This is a genomic window from Actinomycetospora endophytica (assembly GCF_021026375.1).
GTDB classification, from domain to species: domain Bacteria; phylum Actinomycetota; class Actinomycetes; order Mycobacteriales; family Pseudonocardiaceae; genus Actinomycetospora; species Actinomycetospora endophytica.
This window is the reverse complement of record NZ_JAJNDB010000001.1, coordinates 1,449,640-1,468,621: the sequence shown is the minus strand read 5'-3', so window position 1 is coordinate 1,468,621 and position 18,982 is coordinate 1,449,640. Positions and strand designations below refer to the sequence as shown.

The 18,982-nt window shown below is 71.5% G+C and carries 23 protein-coding genes and 2 tRNA genes; 16 read left to right on the top strand and 9 right to left on the bottom strand.

Annotated elements, in window-relative coordinates; genetic code table 11:
- The 4 genes from LQ327_RS07130 (at window position 1) to LQ327_RS07115 (ending at window position 4,106) form a co-directional block, all read left to right on the top strand.
- Window positions 1–630 (top strand): TetR/AcrR family transcriptional regulator, encoded by a 630-nt coding sequence (locus LQ327_RS07130; RefSeq protein WP_230730864.1) that lies wholly within the window; start codon window positions 1–3, stop codon window positions 628–630.
- 94 nt (window positions 631–724) lie between these two features.
- On the top strand, window positions 725–1,039 hold the full coding sequence (locus tag LQ327_RS07125) for a DMT family transporter (protein ID WP_230730863.1): 315 nt from the start codon (window positions 725–727) through the stop codon (window positions 1,037–1,039).
- 125 nt (window positions 1,040–1,164) lie between these two features.
- Complete coding sequence (locus tag LQ327_RS07120; protein WP_230733136.1) at window positions 1,165–1,971, top strand: SCO6745 family protein; 807 nt, start codon at window positions 1,165–1,167, stop codon at window positions 1,969–1,971.
- 917 nt (window positions 1,972–2,888) lie between these two features.
- Window positions 2,889–4,106, top strand: coding sequence for a rep family protein (locus tag LQ327_RS07115; protein WP_230730862.1), 1,218 nt, complete (start codon window positions 2,889–2,891; stop codon window positions 4,104–4,106).
- On the opposite strand, the gene LQ327_RS07110 is transcribed toward LQ327_RS07115, so the two are convergent.
- The 3 genes from LQ327_RS07110 to LQ327_RS07100 form a co-directional block, all read right to left on the bottom strand.
- Entirely contained in the window at window positions 4,039–4,527 is a 489-nt protein-coding gene (locus LQ327_RS07110; protein ID WP_230730861.1) for a DUF2335 domain-containing protein, read from the bottom strand. The genes LQ327_RS07115 and LQ327_RS07110 overlap by 68 nt on opposite strands.
- A 566-nt stretch (window positions 4,528–5,093) precedes the next feature.
- Window positions 5,094–5,771, bottom strand: a complete 678-nt coding sequence (locus tag LQ327_RS07105) for an HAD hydrolase-like protein (protein WP_230730860.1) — start codon at window positions 5,769–5,771, stop codon at window positions 5,094–5,096.
- Window positions 5,768–6,628, bottom strand: a complete 861-nt coding sequence (locus LQ327_RS07100) for a GntR family transcriptional regulator (RefSeq protein ID WP_230730859.1) — start codon at window positions 6,626–6,628, stop codon at window positions 5,768–5,770. The genes LQ327_RS07105 and LQ327_RS07100 overlap by 4 nt, the downstream gene beginning before the upstream one ends.
- A gap of 129 nt (window positions 6,629–6,757) precedes the next feature.
- Between LQ327_RS07100 and LQ327_RS07095 the strand changes: the two genes are divergently transcribed.
- From LQ327_RS07095 to LQ327_RS07055, 9 genes are read left to right on the top strand one after another with little or no spacing between them, the layout of a single operon-like run.
- Window positions 6,758–7,171 carry a hypothetical protein gene (locus LQ327_RS07095; protein WP_230730852.1) on the top strand — a complete coding sequence of 138 codons (414 nt, stop codon included), beginning with the start codon at window positions 6,758–6,760 and terminating at the stop codon, window positions 7,169–7,171.
- 3 nt (window positions 7,172–7,174) lie between these two features.
- Complete coding sequence (locus LQ327_RS07090; protein ID WP_308286266.1) at window positions 7,175–7,534, top strand: WhiB family transcriptional regulator; 360 nt, start codon at window positions 7,175–7,177, stop codon at window positions 7,532–7,534.
- On the top strand, window positions 7,531–8,787 hold the full coding sequence (locus LQ327_RS07085; RefSeq protein WP_230730851.1) for a hypothetical protein: 1,257 nt from the start codon (window positions 7,531–7,533) through the stop codon (window positions 8,785–8,787). Before LQ327_RS07090 ends, LQ327_RS07085 begins: the two co-directional genes overlap by 4 nt.
- Window positions 8,784–9,011, top strand: a complete 228-nt coding sequence (locus tag LQ327_RS07080; RefSeq protein WP_230730850.1) for a hypothetical protein — start codon at window positions 8,784–8,786, stop codon at window positions 9,009–9,011. The genes LQ327_RS07085 and LQ327_RS07080 overlap by 4 nt, the downstream gene beginning before the upstream one ends.
- The gene (locus LQ327_RS07075; RefSeq protein ID WP_230730849.1) at window positions 9,008–9,292 is read left to right on the top strand and encodes a hypothetical protein; all 285 of its coding nucleotides are present in this window, start codon (window positions 9,008–9,010) and stop codon (window positions 9,290–9,292) included. The genes LQ327_RS07080 and LQ327_RS07075 overlap by 4 nt, the downstream gene beginning before the upstream one ends.
- Complete coding sequence (locus LQ327_RS07070; RefSeq protein ID WP_230730848.1) at window positions 9,289–9,636, top strand: hypothetical protein; 348 nt, start codon at window positions 9,289–9,291, stop codon at window positions 9,634–9,636. The genes LQ327_RS07075 and LQ327_RS07070 overlap by 4 nt, the downstream gene beginning before the upstream one ends.
- A gap of 3 nt (window positions 9,637–9,639) precedes the next feature.
- Window positions 9,640–9,828, top strand: a complete 189-nt coding sequence (locus LQ327_RS07065) for a helix-turn-helix domain-containing protein (protein WP_230730847.1) — start codon at window positions 9,640–9,642, stop codon at window positions 9,826–9,828.
- On the top strand, window positions 9,828–10,271 hold the full coding sequence (locus LQ327_RS07060; RefSeq protein WP_230730846.1) for a tyrosine-type recombinase/integrase: 444 nt from the start codon (window positions 9,828–9,830) through the stop codon (window positions 10,269–10,271). Before LQ327_RS07065 ends, LQ327_RS07060 begins: the two co-directional genes overlap by 1 nt.
- A gap of 2 nt (window positions 10,272–10,273) precedes the next feature.
- Entirely contained in the window at window positions 10,274–10,963 is a 690-nt protein-coding gene (locus LQ327_RS07055; RefSeq protein ID WP_230730845.1) for a tyrosine-type recombinase/integrase, read from the top strand.
- 35 nt (window positions 10,964–10,998) lie between these two features.
- On the opposite strand, the gene LQ327_RS07050 is transcribed toward LQ327_RS07055, so the two are convergent.
- Window positions 10,999–11,074: transfer RNA gene (locus LQ327_RS07050), tRNA-Ala, on the bottom strand.
- Window positions 11,075–11,089: 15 nt separating this feature from the next.
- Window positions 11,090–11,200 carry a DLW-39 family protein gene (locus LQ327_RS07045; protein ID WP_230730838.1) on the bottom strand — a complete coding sequence of 37 codons (111 nt, stop codon included), beginning with the start codon at window positions 11,198–11,200 and terminating at the stop codon, window positions 11,090–11,092.
- A 183-nt stretch (window positions 11,201–11,383) separates the two neighbouring features.
- Between LQ327_RS07045 and LQ327_RS07040 the strand changes: the two genes are divergently transcribed.
- The 3 genes from LQ327_RS07040 (at window position 11,384) to LQ327_RS07030 (ending at window position 14,062) form a co-directional block, all read left to right on the top strand.
- A complete protein-coding gene (locus LQ327_RS07040) occupies window positions 11,384–12,562 on the top strand; it encodes a Tm-1-like ATP-binding domain-containing protein (RefSeq protein ID WP_230730836.1) in 1,179 nt (392 codons plus the stop codon).
- An 11-nt stretch (window positions 12,563–12,573) separates the two neighbouring features.
- The gene (locus LQ327_RS07035) at window positions 12,574–13,428 is read left to right on the top strand and encodes a phosphoenolpyruvate hydrolase family protein (RefSeq protein ID WP_230730834.1); all 855 of its coding nucleotides are present in this window, start codon (window positions 12,574–12,576) and stop codon (window positions 13,426–13,428) included.
- A 220-nt stretch (window positions 13,429–13,648) separates the two neighbouring features.
- On the top strand, window positions 13,649–14,062 hold the full coding sequence (locus tag LQ327_RS07030) for a histone-like nucleoid-structuring protein Lsr2 (RefSeq protein ID WP_230730832.1): 414 nt from the start codon (window positions 13,649–13,651) through the stop codon (window positions 14,060–14,062).
- A gap of 83 nt (window positions 14,063–14,145) precedes the next feature.
- Here LQ327_RS07030 and LQ327_RS07025 read toward each other — a convergent pair.
- The 4 genes from LQ327_RS07025 to LQ327_RS07010 form a co-directional block, all read right to left on the bottom strand.
- Window positions 14,146–14,219 (bottom strand) — tRNA-Ile (locus LQ327_RS07025).
- A gap of 64 nt (window positions 14,220–14,283) precedes the next feature.
- Window positions 14,284–15,135, bottom strand: coding sequence for a DUF3566 domain-containing protein (locus LQ327_RS35205; RefSeq protein ID WP_443611913.1), 852 nt, complete (start codon window positions 15,133–15,135; stop codon window positions 14,284–14,286).
- A gap of 151 nt (window positions 15,136–15,286) precedes the next feature.
- On the bottom strand, window positions 15,287–17,797 hold the full coding sequence (gene gyrA, locus LQ327_RS07015; protein WP_230730830.1) for a DNA gyrase subunit A: 2,511 nt from the start codon (window positions 17,795–17,797) through the stop codon (window positions 15,287–15,289).
- A 316-nt stretch (window positions 17,798–18,113) separates the two neighbouring features.
- Window positions 18,114–18,872, bottom strand: coding sequence for an FkbM family methyltransferase (locus LQ327_RS07010; RefSeq protein ID WP_230730828.1), 759 nt, complete (start codon window positions 18,870–18,872; stop codon window positions 18,114–18,116).
- Window positions 18,873–18,982: the final 110 nt, after the last annotated feature.

The window sequence follows — 18,982 nt, the reverse complement described above, 5'->3', positions numbered from 1 at the left end:
GTGCCACGGCCCGCCCGCTTCGACCGGGACGCGATCCTCGACGCCGCGCTGCGGGTCGCGGCCGCTCACGGACCCGCCGGGGTGACCACCGACGCCGTCGCCGACGAGATGGGCGGGCACGTCGGCTCGATCTACTACCGCTTCCCCACCAAGGACCACCTGCTCGCCGGGCTGTGGCTGCGGGCCGCACGGGCGGGGCAGGCCGGACTGCTCGAGGCGCTCGGACGCGAGGACCTCGACGAGGCGTTCACCTCGGCGGTGCTGCACTACCCACGCTGGTCCCGCGAGCAGACCGCGGCCGCCCAGATGCTGGCCGCGCACGGCCGCGAACAGGTCACCCCGCACTGGCCCGACGAACTCACCGAGGAACTCGCCGGCGTCAACGACGGCCTGATCCGGGCCCTCGACGCCTTCACCCGGCGTTGGTACGGGGACGTGACGGCCGTCCGTCGTCGAACGATCACCTTCGCCGTGCTCGACCTTCCCGCCGGAGCCATCCGCCGCTACCTCGTCGCGGGGAAGCCGCCGCCGCGGTCACTGGACGGACCGGTCCTCGCCGCGGCCCGCGCGGCACTCGCCGAGGAGGCCGAGGACACCACCGCGACCGTTGTCCGGGATCGGCCCCGTTGACAGACTCGGCGGGCGCCCTCCGCGTGGAGGGATCGCCTGGACGAGCGGCGCCGTACCCAGACCCCGACAAGACGGCGACCGACCGGAGTCCGTCATGGCGTGGATCGTTCTCGTGGTGTCCGGCGTGCTGGAAGCCGTGTGGGCGTCCGCGCTGGGCCGCACGGCGGGCTTCACTCGGCTAGGGCCGTCGATCGTCTTCCTCGTCGGGCTGGCGGCGAGCATGGCCGGCCTGGCCTACGCGATGCGCTCGCTGCCGACGGGGACCGCCTACGCGGTGTGGGTCGGGATCGGCGCGGTGCTGACCGTGGCCGTGGCGATGACGACGGGGCAGGAGTCGATCACGCCCGTGAAGATCGTGTTCGTCGCCGCCATCGTCGGCGGGGTGATCGGCCTGAAGCTCGTGCACTGAGGATCGAGAATTTCCGGCCACGGTGTCGATCCGCGTCGAATCCGTTCGTGGTCCGGGTGGGAGAGCGGCACCCGGGCCGGTCTCGATCCCCATCGGAGGTCCCCGTGTCCAGTACCGCCCGTCGGATGTTCGAGCTCCTCGAGCCGATCTGCCTGGTCACCTACTTCGCCGACGAGAGCAACGAGGAGCTCGCGGCACTCGGGCACCGGACCTACTGGGACGGCTACTTCGCCAGCCGCGCCGCACCCCTGGGACGGGTGCCGGCGGAGGTCGTGCACGCGGCCTTCTACAGCTTCGCCGAGGGAGAGGCCGCACGACACATCCCCAGCGCGTGGGAGACGGCCACGCCGGAGGCATCCTTCGCCGCCCGGGAACGCGGCAGCGCCGCGTCGGTGCGGCGGATCCTCGGCGAGGAGCTCGCCGGCTCCCCGGGCGTGGCGGGCGCCGCGGATCTGGTGATCGAGGCCGCGAGGAGAGCACCCACGGACGGTCGGATGATGTTCGCCGGGCTGCGCACCATGCCGGTGCCCGGCGACCCGGTCGCCCGGCTCTGGCATGCCGCGAACATGCTGCGCGAGCACCGCGGCGACGGCCACATCGCCGCGCTGCTCAGCGAGCGCATCGGCGGCACCGAGGCCCACGTGCTCTCCGCGCTGGAGTACGGCATCCACCCGGCGGAGTCGTTCGGGCGCATCCATCACCTGCCGACGAAGCGGCTGGCCGCGGTCATGGCCGGCCTGCGCGAGCGCGGGCTCGTCGACGCCGACGGCCGCTTCACCGACGCCGGCCGCGCGACCAAGGACCGCATCGAAGCCCTCACCGACGAGCTCGCCGCCCCGCCCTACGACGCCCTCTCCCCGACCGAGCTCGACGAGCTCATCACCGCGCTCGAGCCCATCTCCGCGACCCTGGTGGCCGCCGGCTCGCAGTGAGTTCTCGCGGAGGGCGTCATCGCAGGTCGGGATGGGTGGAGACGAAGGGAATCGAACCCTCAACCCCCGCCTTGCAAAGCCGAGATCGCCGGTCGACCGTCCTGGCTGATCCGTTCCAGCCGTCCCGGTGACCAGGTCGTCCCGGGTCGTGCTGTTCCACCCCGTGTCATCCCGTACCGGGACCGGTGTGCCCCAGGCGTGCCCCACGACGACGTCCTCACGACAGGCGCCGGCCTCGGGGTCTCTCCCTCGGCGGCGCGGGCTCTGACCTGCCGGGCTGGTCGGGGTGGTGCAACTTCCTCCACGTCATCCCGGCTCGCGCCCTCGCAGCGCGTGGCGTCTGCGTTGATGACCGCCACGGTGGAGGTGGTTGCGGCTCCCCGGGCGGTCTGGCAGCCCTCGGGCGCGTCGTCGTGGGTGAGACCCCGCCCCGACCACCACCGCTCCCCCGCACCCGCGCTGCTCGAGTTCGTCGGGTCCTCTCCCGAGGCCGGTGTCCTGGTCCAGGGCGGAGCGCCTGGCCGCCGGAGGCCCCACCTGCTCACCGCATCCATCTGCGTGGTCCAGGTTCTCGCTGTCGTCGTCGTGGTGGCCGGGCCCCGGGCCGGGCGCGCGCCCCGGGTCGAAGACAGGAGGGGAAGCGTGCCCGGCCCGCAGGGGCCGGGCACCCCCGGCGCGTCAGCGCCGGCCCTCGTCCTCGCTGGTGGTGCACGGTGAGCGCGGGGTTTCTCGGTAAAGGGGCAACAACTCTTCGAACCGACACCCGGGCCGGGAAGCGCCGTCGTCGTGAGCACGCCCAGCCGCGGTCGGCCGAACAGGTGGCCGGGGCCCAGGAGCGTCGGGCGAACCGGTGGCAGCGCAGGTCGCAGCTGCGGCGCATCTCGAAGCTCAAGCGGGTACGGTACTGCGGGCACACCATGAATGCCGAGGCCGGCGTGACGCTCGGGGTGATCGAGAACAAGAACGGCACTCGCTCCGCGGCCTACGGCGGGTTGAAGACGTGCGGGTCGGTGTGGTGCTGCCCGGTGTGCGCGGCGAAGATCGCCACCCGCCGGGCCGATGACCTCGCCACGGTGATGCGCGCGGTCGACGAGCTGGGTGGCTCGGCGTTCCTGCTGACCCTGACCATGCGCCACGACCGCGGCGACCGTCTCGGCTTGACCTCCGAGGAGCGGGCCCGGCGGAACCGCCTGGAGGAGCGCCTGGCGGACGTGAACGTGGCCGAGGCCAACGGCTGGGATGTCGACGAGCATCGGGCCGAGGCCGATGCGATCGAGCTGGACTCGATCAAGGCGCAGGAGGGCTGCTGGGACGTTCTGTCCTACGCCTGGCAGCGCGTAACCTCCGGGTCGTCCTGGCAGGAGGACTCAGGGCGGTTCGGCGGGCTGCTCGGGTGGGCGCGGGCTGTCGAGGTCACCGACGGCGATAACGGCTGGCACGTTCACCTTCACGTGCTTCTGTGCTTCCGCGAGCAGGTCTCCGCCGAGATCGCCCGCGCTGTCCTCGGACCCCGACTGTTCGGGCGCTGGTCGCGGGCACTGGAGCGAAAGGGGTTCTCGGCGTCGGAGGAGCACGGGTGGGACATGCGTCGTGCGCAGCTCGGTGACGGGGACTTGGCGGACTACTTCACGAAGATGGCCCATGAGGTCACCGGTGGGCACCGCAAAGAAGGCCGTGCCCGCGGTGGCCGCACCCCGATGCAGCTGCTCGCGGACGCCGTCGAGACCTACGAGGAGTCCGCCATGGCCCGCTGGTGGGAGTGGGAGGAAGCCTCCGACGGTCGGCGGCAGCTCACCTGGTCTACGGGTCGACGAGACCTCCGCGCGCTTGCCGAGCTTGGCCGGGAGGCCACCGACGAGGAGATCGCCGACGAGGACCTGGACCCGGAGAGCAGGCTCGTACTCGATGCCGACACGTGGCTGTGGGTCGGTCGAGAGCAGGTGCAAACGAAGATGCTGTCGCTGGCGGAATCTGGCGGGCTGAACGCAGTGAAGACCTGGTTGCAAGACCGAGGCCAGAGGTGCACCTACCTAGGCCGCCAAGACACACCGTCGGTGGTCCCGACTCTCATTCGTCAGGCTCACTGGGCTCAGGGTCCTCCGCCTTCGGGTCCGATCCCCGAGTGCCGACGATGAAGATCGTTGCCAGCCCGACGAGGTCGAGGGCGGCGATGATCCCCGCAGTGACCACCTCATCGTTGAGAACGAGAAATCCGCAGAAGGCGAACACAACGATCACGACCGCGAAGGCAAGCCACTGGCCAGTGCGGGCAAGCTTGTAGGGCTCAAGATCAACGCGATGCCTGTGCGCCTGTTCAAGCTCTGCCATGCGGACAACGCGCTCGGGCAGGTCCGGCATGACCTGGCTGTACTCATGGAGTGTCCGAGCGGAAGGCAGAGGGCCACGGTGGCTCTCCGAGTAGCCAGCAACGCGGTAGAGGGCCGTCTGCTCCCCACCGCCGTCGGCGGGCGTCCCTTCGACCTGCGGCGCGTCTAGCTCTCCGCCCGTCTGCTCGATCTCGCGCCCGGACGTGGACTCGTCCGGTGTCTCCGTCACATGAGGGTCATACAGGTCATGAGGCCCCACTGGAGCGGTCGACACGCGGGGACCGGGCGTGTCTAACGTGCGCGGCCGCTGTGGACTGCGCTCGCCGGACCTCGCGCTCTAGGTCTCGCTGGGCCTTTCGAGTCTGCCGAAGCTGGTACTCGTAGCGTTGGCGAGAACGCTCTAAGGTTGCTGGGTCGCCGCTCTGCCGACTCTTCGTGGCATCCGAGGTCTTCACCTGCGCCACGTACCAGATCGCCCGGTCGATGTCCCGGCCAACCAGGTCCCAGTCTCTGGCGACGCCGCTCGAGGTCTTGGGCTCAACATGCACCGAAAGATGCTTCACACTGCGAGCTGTCGACGACCCGGACAGGTCGAGCAGTGACCCAACTCCCGTTAGGAGCGCACGCCAGCGCCTAGCCCATGTGCTGGGTTCGCTGCTCACAAAGCTCACCTTGCCATGTAGTCACACCGGATGTGACTAGAAGTGCCTGAGTCACTCTTACACGACCGCGACGTGTGGCGGCGCATGGCCTGAGGTGTGTCGCCTCTACCCAGTCGCCAGGCTTCCTGCCTAGTCAGAGGGGTGCCAGCTCCGCGCTGAAGCGGGCCAGATCGCCAATCACAAGATCCGGAGGCGGTCGCAGAGCACCCAGGCGGGCCCGCTTCTCTGGGCACTTAGCATAAGCAAGTATTGCCACTGATGCTGCGCGCGCCGCCGCGATGTCGGTCGAGCTGTCGCCGATCATGATGCAGTCGTCCACGACAGCATCGCGCTCGACGATGGCGCGCCGCAGGAGGAACGGGTTGGGCTTGAGCAGCTCAGGCTCCGGGTGTTGGCGTGAGCAGACGCCGGTGACGAGGTGCTTCAGTCCGCGGTCGGCAAGGAAGGCGACAACAGCGATCTGAGAGTTGTTGCTGACGATGGTCACCGTGCGGCCCGTGTCCCGGAACACCTGCAACGCCTCGACGGCTCCTGGCGTCGTGGGCGCGGTCTGGACGGCCTCGACCTCCAGGTCCCGCAGCTTGGCCTCGGCCTGGACAAGCGTCTCGCGCCCGCGCTCAGCGAACACCGAGAGCAGCGCGAGGGGGTCGGTGCCGACGACCTCGTCCGGCAGTCCGGCGTCGATGGCCTCGGCGAGGCGCCGGGCGACGACCGGTGCTGGCAGCTCGCCGAAGACGCTACAGACGGGGCCGTCGAAGTCCAGCAGGACGTGACGGACCGGCGCCATGACCTCGGCGAGGGTGCGGGTCATGTGGCTGGCTCGTAGGGACGGGCGACGGTCTCCCAGACGGACTCGAACCACAGCACGGCCTGGTTGACCTGCTGGGAGTTCATCGAGTCGGGGTCGGCGTCGGCGGTGTGGCTCAGGAGCACGGTGTCCTTGCCCATGAGGTCCCACATTTTGGTCGGGCCGTCGGCCAGGGCGACCTCGTGCTCGACGACGGGGTAGTAGCCGAAGAACACGTCGGCGCCGTTGAGGACGTAGACCTTGAACATCGGCACCGAGGGCATCACCCGGACCTCGGCGACCGCGTCGGTGACCAGGCCGAGCTCGCGCAGCTCGTTGACCTGGTCGACCACCGCGAGGGTGTGCCGGGACATGATCCCGGTCGCCCGCCGGCGGAACTCCGGGCTGTCGGCCAGGTCCTCGACGCGGGCGGGTAGCGCCCACGGCCGGCTGGGGTCGGGGACGAGCAGCCGGACCCGGATCGAGTCCGGTCGGAGCCGGCCGGCCCTGATCTGGTCCAGCGGCTCGGAGATGGCGCCGTGCAGGGTCTCTCCGGAGAAGCCGGCGAAGTCGACGGTCACGTTGGGCTCGCTGAACGCCCGCTCCAGGTGCGGCCGCAGCCCGACCGGCCGCTCGGCGCGCTGGCGGACGAACACTCCGGAGCCCTGGCGGGACACGACCAGGCCCTCGTCGCGCAGTAGCCGGATGGCCTGCTGCACGGTCATCCGGGCCACCCCGTAGCGAGAGGCCAGCGCGGACCCGGAGGGCAGCTTCTCCCCCGGGGAGAGGGTGCGGGTCAGGATCGCGGCCCGCAGAGAGTTCGCCACCTGCTGATACGGCGGCCGCGGGTCGTTCGGGTCCAGACCCTCCTGGTCGGTCATTTCTCCAGCGTATGGCCGTGACCCCATTGTTGCCTAGGCAGGTCAGCCATCTCGTAGACATGGCTAGCCATGCTGTGTCACTCTGTACATGGTTAGCCAAGCTGGCTAGGTCAGTGTCAGGAGGACACCGTGACGAACCTCTTCCAGGTCGACACCCCCGTCGACGCCACCGCCATCAACGCCGTGACGACCGGCCACGTCGCCCCGGTCATGGCCTGGGAGGACGGCCCCAACGGTCGCCGCCCCGGCTCCACCCCCGAGCTCGACGAGGCCACCGGCGCCCCGTTCCAAATCATCGACGTGATGCTCCCGCTCGGCCGCGACGAACGACCCGAGCTGTTCGGCGTCCGCTTCGCCTCTCACGAGGTCCCCGACCTCCCGGCGTACTCCCCGGTCGAGCTGGTCGGGCTGCGGATGAAGGTCCGTGGCTCCCGGCAGGGCAAGGGCGTCGACGTCACGTTCACCGCCGATGCCGTGCGACCCGCCGGGCCGCAGCGCACCGCCCGCAAGGCCCCCGAGACCACCACCTCCGAGGCGGCGTGACCCATGAGCTGGCAGACCGACGCGGCGTGCCGCGACACCGACCCCGAGCTGTTCTTCCCACCATCCGACGACGACACCTCGGTGCTCGTGGCCCGCCACCGCATCGCGGTCGCTCCGATCTGCGGCGGCTGCCCGGTCGCCACCGACTGCCTGCGCTGGGCCCTGGACACCGGGCAGGACCACGGCCTGTGGGCCGCCACCACTGCCACCGACCGGCGCGCGATCCGCCGCGCCCGCCAGGCCGGGGTGCCGGACCCGGTCGCCGACGACGAACCGATGTGTCCGGCCTGCGCGCTGCTGTTCCCGATGCCGGTCGTGGACGGCGAACTGTGCTCACGCTGCACGGAGAGGAACGCGGCATGACCACCAACCGCACCCCAGCCACCCGCCGCCCGGTCCGCTGGCACACCGGCGGCCCCGGCGCCGCCCAACGCCTCCTCGGCCGCCTGCGTGACCGGGCCCGTGAACAGCAGCGCGCCGAAGCCCACCGCCTCCTCGAGGCCGACCTGCGCGGGCTGTGGCGCGAAGCCTGCGCCGGTGTCGGGCTCTGCCAGTACATCGACGTCGCCACCGGCATGACCGTGCGCACCCCGAAGTTCGGCGCGCTGCGCCTTGGCCCGGCCGGAACCTCGTTCACCGTCGAGCAGCTACCCGGCGGCGAACCCGACGACATCACCCGCCACGCCGCCCGGCTCGCGCACTCGCTCGGGTTCGCGGGCTTGCGGGTCCAGCCGCTGGCCGGTCGGTGGCTGCGGGTGGTCCTCTTCGAGGTCGACCCGCTCGCCTCGACGTTCCGGTTGCCCGACGACGTGATCGGGCGTGCCGACGCCCCGGTGCTGCTCGGCCGCGCCGAGGACGGCTCCCTGGTCGAGCACGTCCTGGCCTCGCCTGGTCACATCGCCGTGCAGGGTCAGAACGGGTCGGGGAAGTCCCAGCTCTCCTACGGGCTGACCGCCCAGTGCGCCGCAGCCGCCGACGTCCTCGTCACCGGCTCGGACATCACCGGCCTCCTGCTGGGCCGCGCCTGGGACGGCACCGCGCACAGGGAGTGGCAGGTCACCGGCTCCCGCGACCTGGTCGCCCACGCCGAGCACCTCGACCGGCTCGTGGCCTGGATGGACACCCGCCTCGACGCCATGCCGCCCCGGCGGGACTCCGTCACGCCCACGGTCCAGACGCCGCTGGTCCTGGTCGTCCTCGAAGAGTTCCCCGGCCTGCTCCGGGCAGCGCAGGCCAAGGACCGCAAGCTGGCCGAGCGCATCACCTCGGCGGTGCTGCGGCTGCTCTCCGAGGGCCGCAAAGCGGCGTTCCGGGTCCTGATGCTCGCGCAGCGGTTCGAGGCCAACGCCGTCGGCGGCGGCTACGCCCGCGATCAGTTCGCCGTCCGGGTCTCGTTCCGAGTGCCGGCCGAGTCGCTGGCGATGCTGCACGGCGACGACGCCCGCCCTCTCGGCCCCGAGCACGCCAACGCCGCTCCCGGCATCGCCTACCTCTCCGCGCCCGGGCACGACTGCACCCGCCTGCGCGCGCCCTACCTCGGCGGCTACGGCGCCTTCTGCGACCGCATCGCCCGCCACGGGCGGCGCCCCGACACCGACCAGGAGGACGCCGCGTGAACCTCGCCGCGATCGTCGTCATCGCCTTCCTCGTGACGCTCCTACTCGCGAAGAGCCACAAGGCCGGCCCCGCCGCCCTGGCCGGCGTCGTCACCGTCTGCCTGCTCTTCGCCGCCTTCCCCACCCTCGGCCCCGCCGTCACCAACGGCACCGCCGAGTTCGCCCACCAACTCGGCGACGCCACCGACCGCGCCGCCACCCTCCCCACCGAGGAGACCCGATGAGCGCAACCACCCTTCCCGCACCGGAGGTGTTCGAGGTCGGCGAGGGCAGCATCACCCTGGCCGTGACCATGCACGGCGGTCGGCTGGTCGTCGTGCTGCGCGCCTACGACCAGCCCGAAGTCCACGTGCGCGTCCCGATGACCATCACGGACGGCGAGAGCTTCGCCCGGGTCCTCGCCAGCTCCATGCGCTGGCTTAGGCCGCAACCGCACTGCATCGCCTGCCGACAGCCGTGGCCCGGCACCGACCACGGCGACGCCACGATCGGGCGGTCCCGATGACCACCGTCGCCGAACATGTCGACCAGGCCAGCGAGCACGTCCGCGCGGCCATCCACGTCGTACGCGGTCCTCTCGACGGCCCCGCCGCCTACACCGTCGCCGGGAACCTCTCGGAACTGTTCGGGCGCCTGCCCCAGCTCGTCGATCACCTCCGTCGCTCGGTGCACCGCGCCGACCCGGGCAAGCACTACGACGACCGCCCTGGCGTCCCCGTCGCTCGCACGTTCGGCCAGGCGCTCGACCACCTCGACACCATCCGCGCCCTCCTCGATCGCCTCGACGAGGAGGCCCGAGCAGCGCACAACCACCTCGGCCACATCGGCCGTCACCTCCCGGAGGACTGACCCATGGAGTCGCTGACATACACGGTCGACGAGGTGGCCGCGCTCCTCGGCATCGCGCGGGGCAAGGCGTACCAGCACGTCCGAGCCGGGGACATTCCGAGCCTCCGGATGGGCAAGCGGGTTCTCGTCCCTCGCGACCGCTTCCACGCCTGGCTCAACCGCGAGTCGGCGAAGTCGTCCGGGGCCGCGTGATGGCCGACATCGACGACCGGTGGCACCGGAAGACCCCGACCGGCCAGGAGCGCACCGACCGGTACGGCCACGGCTCCCGCTGGCTGGTGCGCTGGCGCGACCCCGCCGGCGTGCAGCGCAAGAAGGCGTTCAAGAAGAAGACCGACGCCGAGGGGTTCGCCGCGTCCGTCGAGCACGACATGCGGTCCGGGTCCTACATCGACCCTGCCGCCGGCCGCGTCCTGGTCGGGGAGTGGGCCGTCCAGTGGCTCGCGGCCCAGGGGCACCTCACGCCGTCGACCTTCGACCGGTACCGCGGCGCCGTCGAGAACTACATCGTGCCGCGATGGGGCACGACCGCCCTGGGCTCGGTCCGACACGCCGAGGTCCAGGCGTGGGTGGCGAAGCTCGGAGCCGACCTCTCGCCCAGCTCGATCATGAAGGTGCACCGGGTGCTCTCGTGATCATGGCGTGGGCGGTGCAGGACGAGCGGATCACTAAGAACCCGGCCGCCGGCGTCCGCATCCGTCGGGCCGCACTGCCCGATCACCGGTACCTCGACCACGCGACGGTGGCGATGCTCGCCAAGGCCTGCGAGGACTACGCGCCCCTGGTCCGACTGCTCGCGTACACCGGGCTGCGCTGGGGTGAAGCCGCCGCGCTCCGCGTCAAGCGGGTGGACCTCGTCCGCCGCCGCCTCGTCGTCGCCGAGTCCGTCACCGAGGTCAACGGCCGGCTGGTCTGGGGAGCACCGAAGACGCACGCACGCCGAACCGTGCCGCTCCCGCGCTTCCTCGTCTCGGATCTCGAACCGCTGATCACCGGCAAGGAGTCCGACGACCTCGTCTTCACCGCACCCTACGGCGGCGTCCTCCGGGGCCGGAACTTCCGACGCAACACCTTCGACCCCGCCGTCCAGCTCGTCGGCCCGCCCGGCTTCCACCCGCACGAGCTGCGCCACACCGCCGCGTCGCTGGCCATCGCCTCCGGGGCGGACGTGAAGGTCGTCCAGCAGATGCTCGGCCACAAGACGGCGACGCTGACGCTCGACCTCTACGGCCACCTGTTCCCGGACCGGCTCGACGACCTCGCGGACCGCATGGACGCCGCGGTGTGTGCCCCAGAGGTGCCCCAGGACGACGAGGGGGAGGACTGATGTTCCACGTGGAACATGTTATTGCAGGTCAGACGTGGTGGAGACGAAGGGAATCGAACCCTCAACCCCCGCCTTGCAAAGGCGGTGCTCTGCCAATTGAGCTACGTCCCCGCGTGAACGGAGGGTCTACGAGGCGCGCGTCGCGTCGCGCCACACCTCCGCCGTCGGCCGCTCCTGACGACGCCGCACGAGGTGTGCCACCCCCAACGCCGCGGCCACCAGGACGACCAGCTTCATCACGCCTCCTACGCTAGCAGTCCCACGACACCCCCGGTCGGGGCCGCGAACCGGCGACCACCGGATGTGAGAGTGGCGCCGTTCTGACGTCAGCTGTCAGCGACGGGCCATCGCTGATCGGCCGCGCGACCCTCCCGAGTGCGATAGGACGGTCCCAGGACGACGACGTCGGGAGGCACCGGGATGGCGCACGCCTACGTGGTGGGCACGTTCGACACGAAGGGCGACGAGCTGCGCTACGTCGCCGAGCAGATCCGCGGCGCGGGGCACGAGGTGACCACCGTCGACGTCGGGACCTCCGATCCGGGGGCGGGACGCGCGGACGTCACCGCCGCCGAGGTCGCGGGCCCGGAGGCGTTCACCGGAGACCGGGGGACGTCCGTCGCGGCCATGGCCGAGGCGCTCGAACGCTGGCTGCCGTCACGGGAGGGCCTCGACGGCGTGATCGGGCTCGGCGGCTCCGGCGGGACCGCGCTGATCACCCCCGCCCTGCAGCGCCTGCCGGTCGGCGTCCCCAAGATCGTCGTCTCGACGGTGGCGTCGGGGAACGTCGCGCCGTACGTCGGGTCGAGCGACATCGCGCTGATGTACTCGGTCACCGACGTCGCCGGGCTCAACCGGATCAGCCGCGTGGTGCTGGCCAACGCCGCGCACGCGCTCGCGGGCGCGCTCTCGGCGCCGCCGGTCGACCGCGGTCAGGACCGGCCCGCCCTCGGTCTGACGATGTTCGGGGTCACGACGCCGTGCGTCACCGGGGTCACCGAGGCGCTGCAGGACGAGTTCGACTGCCTCGTCTTCCACGCCACCGGCACCGGCGGGCAGGCCATGGAGAAGCTCGTCGACGACGGGCTCGTCTCGGCGGTCTGCGACGTGTCCACCACCGAGATCGCCGACCTGGTCGCCGGCGGCGTCATGGCCGCCACCGAGGACCGGCTCGGCGCGATCGCCCGACGACGGGTGCCGTGGGTCGGCAGCGTCGGCGCGCTCGACATGGTCAACTTCGGGGCGCCGGACACCGTCCCGGAGCGCTACCGGGGTCGACTGCTCTACGAGCACAACGCCCAGGTGACGCTGATGCGCACCACCCCCGACGAGTGCCGCGCCGCGGCCGGGTTCCTCGCGCGCAAGCTCAACGCGTGCGAGGGGCCGGTCCGCCTCGTCGTGCCGCTGCGGGGGGTCTCGGCCCTCGACGTCGAGGGCGGCCCGTTCGCCGACCCGGCCGCCACGGAGGCCCTCGTCGAGACCCTGCGGGCGGAACTGGTGCAGGACGGGGACCGGCACCTGATCGAGACCGAGAACCACGTGAACGACCCGGAGTTCGCGGCGCGCCTCGTCGCCGAACTGCGCGGGATCACCGGCTGAGAAGGAGTTGCATGAGCACGCAGGCACCCGGGCGCACCGAGATCGTGGAACGGCTGCGCGAGAAGGTCGCGCGCGGTGAACCGATCGTCGGCGGGGGCGCAGGCACCGGATTGTCGGCTCGCTGTGAAGAGGCCGGCGGGATCGACCTCATCGTCATCTACAACTCGGGGCGCTATCGCATGGCGGGTCGTGGATCCCTCGCCGGACTGCTCGCCTACGGCAACGCGAACGACATCGTCGTGGAGATGGCCCGCGAGGTCCTCCCCGTGGTGTCCCACACTCCGGTGCTCGCCGGGGTCAACGGCACCGACCCCTTCCTCATCCGCCCGCGATTCCTGCGCGAGCTGCGCGACCTCGGATTCGCCGGCATCCAGAACTTCCCCACGGTGGGGCTCATCGACGGCGTGTTCCGCGCCAATCTCGAGGAGACCGGCATGGGCTTCGCGCACGAGGTCGATCTCGTCGCCGCCGCGCGCGAGGCGGACCTGCTCACCACGCCCTACGTGTTCTCGGCCGACGACGCCCGCGCGATGACGGCGGCGGGCGCCGACGTCGTCGTCTGCCACATGGGCCTGACGACGGGCGGGTCGATCGGCGCCGAGACCGCGAAGTCGCTGGACGACTGCGTGTCGCTGGTGGACGAGTGGTCGGCCGCCGCGCGGGAGGTCCGCGACGACGTCCTCGTGCTGGTGCACGGCGGCCCCGTCTCCGCGCCTGACGACGCCGCCTACGTGCTGGAGCGCGCCACGACCTGCCACGGCTTCTACGGCGCCAGCAGCATGGAGCGACTGCCCACCGAGGAGGCGTTGACCGCGCGTACGCGGGAATTCACCGGCATCCGGCCGAACCCGAAGAAGGGGTCCTGACCGGAGGTTCGACTGTGACTTGACCGACGCGGAAGCGCTCGTGGAGTTGTTCGCCAAGGGTGTGTTCGAGGGCGGACTGTCCGGTCTCGGGGCCCATTTCTCACCCTCTGTCGAGTGACATGCCGCCCTGTGCTCGCAACCGGGGGATTCACTGATAATGTGAATACACCCCGGGTACGATTCCGGGTGCAATTCCCCCGCGAGCCGAGGAGTACGCCGGATGGCCCAGAAGACAGTCGTCACGTTGGTGGACGACCTGACTGGTGAGGAGTCCGAGGACATCACCACCGTGGAGTTCGCGCTCGATGGCGTGACCTACGAGATCGACCTCGATGACAAGAACAGCGCCGGACTGCGCGACTCGCTCGCGCAGTACGTCGCCGCCGCCCGACGCACGGGGGGGCGTCGCGCGGCTGGTCGTCGCCGTTCTGCCGGCGGCGGCGCCGGGAGCGGCACGCCCCGGGCCACGTCGCCCGGCGGGTACGACCGCGAGACCTCGAAGCAGATCCGGGAGTGGGCCCGCTCCGAGGGCTTCGAGGTCTCCGACCGCGGCCGCGTGCCGAACAACGTCGTCGAGGCCTGGGAGTCCCGCGGCAAGAACGGGACCGCTCCCGCCGCCGCCTTCTCCGGCTGACGGTCTCCCGACACCCACACGACGACGGCCCCGGAGCGTGAAGCTCCGGGGCCGTCGTCGTGCTGAGGGGGTTTCCTGACCGGTGGGCCCAGCTGGATTTGAACCAGCGACCTCGTCGTTATCAGCGACGCGCTCTAACCAACTGAGCTATGGGCCCCCGCGCGGTGGCGGGCCTCAGATTACCGGAGGGTGTCCGGTCCGCCCGCCACCGGGGTCGGTGCCTAGTCCCGCTCGGAGAGCGTGACCTCGATGCCGCCGGCGACATCGGCCGAGATGTTGTAGATGAACGCCGACACGCTCGCGAGCGCGGTGAACAGGATCGTGTTGACCACCCCGACGATGGCCGCGATCCCGAAGACCCCGCCCGCGGTGATCAGCTGGCCCGCGCCGCCGCTGTCGGAGGTGAGGTCCTGGTAGGTGCCGTTGAGCTGCGCCCAGACGCCCATGCCGTCGAGCACCGCGTAGAGCACGCCGACCGCGAACATCCACACGAAGAACAGCGCCACGCCGAGGACCAGCGCCAGCTTGAGCACCGACCACGGGTCGAAACGCTTGACCTGCAGGCTGGCCCGCCGCGGCACCTTGCCCCGCGACGGGCGCGAGGACCGGACGTCCTCCTCGATGTCGTCGAGGTCGGGCTCCGGCTCCGGGGCGCGCCCGCTCGAGCGCATCCCGAGCTGTTCCGGCGAGAGCTGGTTGGTCGGGGCGTCGATGAGCGCCGTGTTCGACCGCCGCTGCTCCCCCTGCGCGGGCAGCGGACCGCTCGGCGGCGAGGGCCGCTGGTTCCCGGTCGGGATCGGACCGCTCGGCGGCGGCCCCGGCGGCGACGGTCGGGGGGTCCCCGCCGCGGGCGTGCCCGGGCGCTGGTCCCCACCACCGGTCGGCACCGGGCCGGTCGCCGGCCGGGCCGCGGAACGCTGGTCGCCCTCGGCCGGCCGGGGCCCGCTCTCCGGCCGGGCCCCGCTCTCGCTGCGGGAGCCGGCCCGCTGCCACGGCGGCGGGGGTCCGGCGGAAGCGGCCTGGTCCGACCCGCGGGCGGCCTCGTCCCCGGAGCCCGCGGCGGACGTCGCCACCGTGTCGGCGGCGGTGTCGGCCTTCGCGCCCTTGCCGGCGTCGGTGCCGGCCTGCCCGCTGTCGCGAGCGTCGTCCTCGTCCGGTGTCGCAGTGCTCACGGTGCTCGTCTCGTGGTCGGGGGCGGGAGCCTGGGTCAGTCCTGGACCGGGGTCACAGGAGTGTGTCCGGCTGGTCCGGGCCGCCGGCGTCCGGGTCCGCCGAGCTCTCGGCGTTGCGGGCCACCGCGAGCAGGGTGCCATTCTCGCCCAGGTTCATCAGGCGCACGCCCTTGGTCTGGCGGCCCGCCTTGCGGACCTCCTTCGCCGTCGTGCGGATGACCCCACCGCTGGCGGTGATCGCGTACAGCTCGTCCTCCAGCTCGACGATCAGGGCGCCGACGAGGGTCCCGCGACGGCGGTCGTACTGCAGCGTGAGCACGCCCTTCCCGCCGCGACCCTGGACCGGGTAGTCCTCGATCGGTGTCCGCTTGGCATACCCGCCGCCGGTCGCGACCAACAGGAAGGTGCCGTCGCGGACCACGCCGATGGAGAGCAGTTCGTCGCCGGAGTTGAACCGCATGCCCATCACGCCGGAGGTCGCGCGGCCCATCGGGCGCAGCGCGTCGTCCGTGGCCGAGAACCGGATGGACTGGCCCTCCGCGGAGACGAGCAGCAGGTCGTCGTCGCCGGAGCAGAGCACGGCACCGACCAGCTCGTCGCCGTCGCGCAGGTTGATGCCGATCAGCCCGCCGGTGCGGTTCGAGTCGAAGTCGGTGAGCTTGGACTTCTTCACCAGGCCGCTCTTGGTGGCGAGCACCAGGTACGGCGCGGCCTCGTAGTCCTGGATCTGCATGACCTGCGCGATCTGCTCCTCGGGCTGGAACGCGAGGAGGTTCGCGACGTGCTGGCCGCGGGCGCTGCGGTTCGCCTCGGGCAGTTCGTAGGCCTTCGCGCGGTAGACGCGGCCCTTGTTGGTGAAGAACAGCAGCCAGTCGTGCGTGGAGCAGACGAAGAAGTGCGCGACCAGGTCGTCCTGCTTGAGCTGTGCGCCCTGCACGCCGCGCCCACCGCGCTTCTGGGCGCGGTACAGGTCGGTCTTGGTGCGCTTCGCGTAGCCGGTCCGCGTGATCGTGACGACGACGTCCTCGACCGCGATGAGGTCCTCGTCGGCCACCTCGCCGTCGTAGCCGACGAGCCGCGTCAGCCGGTCGTCGCCGTGCTTGTCGACGATCTCGCCGAGCTCGTCGCGGACGATCTGCCGCTGGCGCTCCGGCCGGTCGAGGATGTCCTGCAGGTCCCGGATCGTCTCCTCGATCTCGGCCAGCTCGTCGATGATCTTCTGGCGCTCGAGGGCGGCCAGGCGACGGAGCTGCATGTCGAGGATGGCCTGCGCCTGGAGCTCGTCGATCTCGAGGAGCTCGATCAGGCCGTTCCGCGCGACCTCGACGGTCTCCGACGCGCGGATGAGCGCGATGACCTCGTCGAGCGCGTCGAGCGCCTTCACCAGGCCGCGCAGGATGTGGGCCCGCTCCTCGGCCTTGCGCAGGCGGTAGCGCGTGCGCCGGACGATGACCTCGATCTGGTGCCGGATCCAGTGCCGGATGACCTGGTCCAGCCGCAGCGTGCGGGGCACGCCGTCGACGATCGTCAGCATGTTGACGCCGAAGCTGTACTGCAGCTGCGTGTGCTTGTAGAGGTTGTTCAGGACCACCTTGGCCACGGCGTCGCGGCGCAGGGTGATGACGATGCGGCGCCCGATGCGGTCGGACGACTCGTCGTTGATCTCGGCGATCCCGGTCATCCGGCCCTCGCGGACCATCGTCGCGATCGACTCGATGAGATGGTCCGGGTTGACCTGGTAGGGCAGCTCGGTGACGACGAGGGTGGTGCGGCCCTTGGTGTCCTCCTCGACCTCGACCACAGCGCGCATCCGGATCGACCCGCGACCGGTGCGGTAGGCGGAGTCGATGCCGTCGCGGCCGACGACCAGACCCGCCGTCGGGAAGTCCGGGCCCTTGATGAAGCCCGTGAGGGCCTCGAGGGTCTCCTCCTCGGAGGCGTCCGGGTGGTCGAGCGCCCAGGTGGCGCCCTCGGCGACCTCGCGCAGGTTGTGCGGCGGGATGTTGGTCGCCATGCCGACGGCGATGCCGGCGCTGCCGTTGATCAGCAGGTTCGGTACGCGCCCGGGCAGGACCGACGGCTCCTGGGTGCGGCCGTCGTAGTTGTCGACGAAGTCGACGGTCTCCTCGTCGATGTCCTGCAGCATCGACATCGCGAGCGGGGTGAGCCGGCACTCCGTGTACCGCATCGCGGCCGCGGGGTCGTTGCCCGGCGAGCCGAAGTTCCCCTGGCCGTCGATCAGCGGGTAGCGCATCGCCCAGGGCTGCGCGAGCCGGACGAGCGCGTCGTAGATCGCGGAGTCGCCGTGGGGGTGGTAGTTGCCCATGACGTCGCCGACGACGCGGGCGCACTTCACGTAGCTGCGGTCCGGGCGGAACCCGGAGTCGTACATCGAGTACAGGACCCGGCGGTGCACCGGCTTGAGCCCGTCCTCCACGAGCGGGAGGGCGCGCCCCACGATCACGCTCATCGCGTAGTCGATGTAGGAGCGCTGCATCTCCTGCTGGATGTCGACCGGCTCGATCCGGTCGCCCGAACCCGGAGGCAGCGTCGTCTCGGTCACGCGGTGTCCACTCCACTCCTCGGCGCCCCCGGGCCGCGGCCGGTCACCGCGGAGAACGCATCAGGGGCGTACCCGTTCCGCCGGACCAGCGGTGGTCACGACGACACCGGGTCCGACCTCCCGATTCTACCGGCGACCCCGACGATCACGTGGCTCCCCCGCGCGTGTTCGGGCCGGTCAGGTGCGGTGTGACCCGTGCGTGGCGCCGCCCGGGGTGCGGTGGGGTCAGCAGTGGACTCAGCGGGGGGTTCAGGCAGGGGGTCGGGCGGGGGTGCAGCGGGGCTCGGCGCGGGCCCGACGCGGGCCCGACGAGGGCTCAGCGGGGCGTGAAGAGCACGTTGCGGCGCTCGTCGTCGAGGCACCGCGGGACCCAGCCCCGCTCCCGGTGCCACGTCCGGGCCTCGTACCCGTCCGCCGCGAGCTCGGCGACGATCTCGGCCACCGACGCCCCGAACCGCGCCAGGTGACGGTCCTCGAGCTCCAGCATGAGCGTCGGGCGCAACGTCGCGAGCGTGGCGTGCGCTCCGCGCAGGAGGTGGGCCTCGGCGCCCTCGATGTCGGCCTTGACGAGGTCGAGCCGTTCGAGCTCGAGGTCCGCGACGAGGTCGTCGAGCGTGGTCACCGCAACCGGCACGTCCTCGTGGTGGGAGAACTCGGAGTTCGACCCCAGGCCGGTCGCACCCGTCGTCAGGAACGCCCGGCCGTGCACGGGCAGCAGCCGGCGGCGCGGAAGCGAGAGGACCCCGCCGCCCGCGGCGGCGCCCAGTGCGGTCCGGTGGACCGTGACGGTGTCCGCGCCGAGCAGCCGGCGGGTGGTGTCGACGAACGCGGACGGGCCCGGTTGCGGCTCGACGGCGTGGACGTGTCCGGTGGGGCCGGCCAGCCCGGCGAGGGTCCACGTGTATAGGCCGTACTCGGCACCGACGTCGAGGCAGACCGCGCCGGTACTGACGACGTCCGCCAGGCCGGCGACCTCGTCCTCGAGGAACCAGGCGTGCGGTGCGAGGGCGCGCAGCGTCCGGCTCAGCAGGCCGGTCGGCCCGCTCCCGACCACCGACTCCGCCACCCGATCCACCGCGTTGCGCTCCTCGGCCTCCGAAGCACGGGCGAACCCGCCGTGCGCCGAGGAGAGTAGCCAGGGGAGGTCGGGCGGCGCGTCGGGCGTCGTCGTTTCCCGTGGAACGA

Bases quoted from the DNA above. Each gene is read 5' to 3' on its own strand.
- LQ327_RS07125 (WP_230730863.1), top strand. From the start codon at position 725: ATGGCGTGGATCGTTCTCGTGGTGTCCGGCGTGCTGGAAGCCGTGTGG.
- LQ327_RS07120 (WP_230733136.1), top strand. From the start codon at position 1,165: ATGTTCGAGCTCCTCGAGCCGATCTGCCTGGTCACCTACTTCGCCGAC.
- LQ327_RS07115 (WP_230730862.1), top strand. From the start codon at position 2,889: ATGAATGCCGAGGCCGGCGTGACGCTCGGGGTGATCGAGAACAAGAAC.
- LQ327_RS07105 (WP_230730860.1), bottom strand. From the start codon at position 5,771: ATGACCCGCACCCTCGCCGAGGTCATGGCGCCGGTCCGTCACGTCCTG.
- LQ327_RS07100 (WP_230730859.1), bottom strand. From the start codon at position 6,628: ATGACCGACCAGGAGGGTCTGGACCCGAACGACCCGCGGCCGCCGTAT.
- LQ327_RS07090 (WP_308286266.1), top strand. From the start codon at position 7,175: ATGAGCTGGCAGACCGACGCGGCGTGCCGCGACACCGACCCCGAGCTG.
- LQ327_RS07085 (WP_230730851.1), top strand. From the start codon at position 7,531: ATGACCACCAACCGCACCCCAGCCACCCGCCGCCCGGTCCGCTGGCAC.
- LQ327_RS07075 (WP_230730849.1), top strand. From the start codon at position 9,008: ATGAGCGCAACCACCCTTCCCGCACCGGAGGTGTTCGAGGTCGGCGAG.
- LQ327_RS07070 (WP_230730848.1), top strand. From the start codon at position 9,289: ATGACCACCGTCGCCGAACATGTCGACCAGGCCAGCGAGCACGTCCGC.
- LQ327_RS07065 (WP_230730847.1), top strand. From the start codon at position 9,640: ATGGAGTCGCTGACATACACGGTCGACGAGGTGGCCGCGCTCCTCGGC.
- LQ327_RS07060 (WP_230730846.1), top strand. From the start codon at position 9,828: ATGGCCGACATCGACGACCGGTGGCACCGGAAGACCCCGACCGGCCAG.
- LQ327_RS07055 (WP_230730845.1), top strand. From the start codon at position 10,274: ATGGCGTGGGCGGTGCAGGACGAGCGGATCACTAAGAACCCGGCCGCC.
- LQ327_RS07045 (WP_230730838.1), bottom strand. From the start codon at position 11,200: ATGAAGCTGGTCGTCCTGGTGGCCGCGGCGTTGGGGGTGGCACACCTC.
- LQ327_RS07040 (WP_230730836.1), top strand. From the start codon at position 11,384: ATGGCGCACGCCTACGTGGTGGGCACGTTCGACACGAAGGGCGACGAG.
- LQ327_RS07035 (WP_230730834.1), top strand. From the start codon at position 12,574: ATGAGCACGCAGGCACCCGGGCGCACCGAGATCGTGGAACGGCTGCGC.
- LQ327_RS07030 (WP_230730832.1), top strand. From the start codon at position 13,649: ATGGCCCAGAAGACAGTCGTCACGTTGGTGGACGACCTGACTGGTGAG.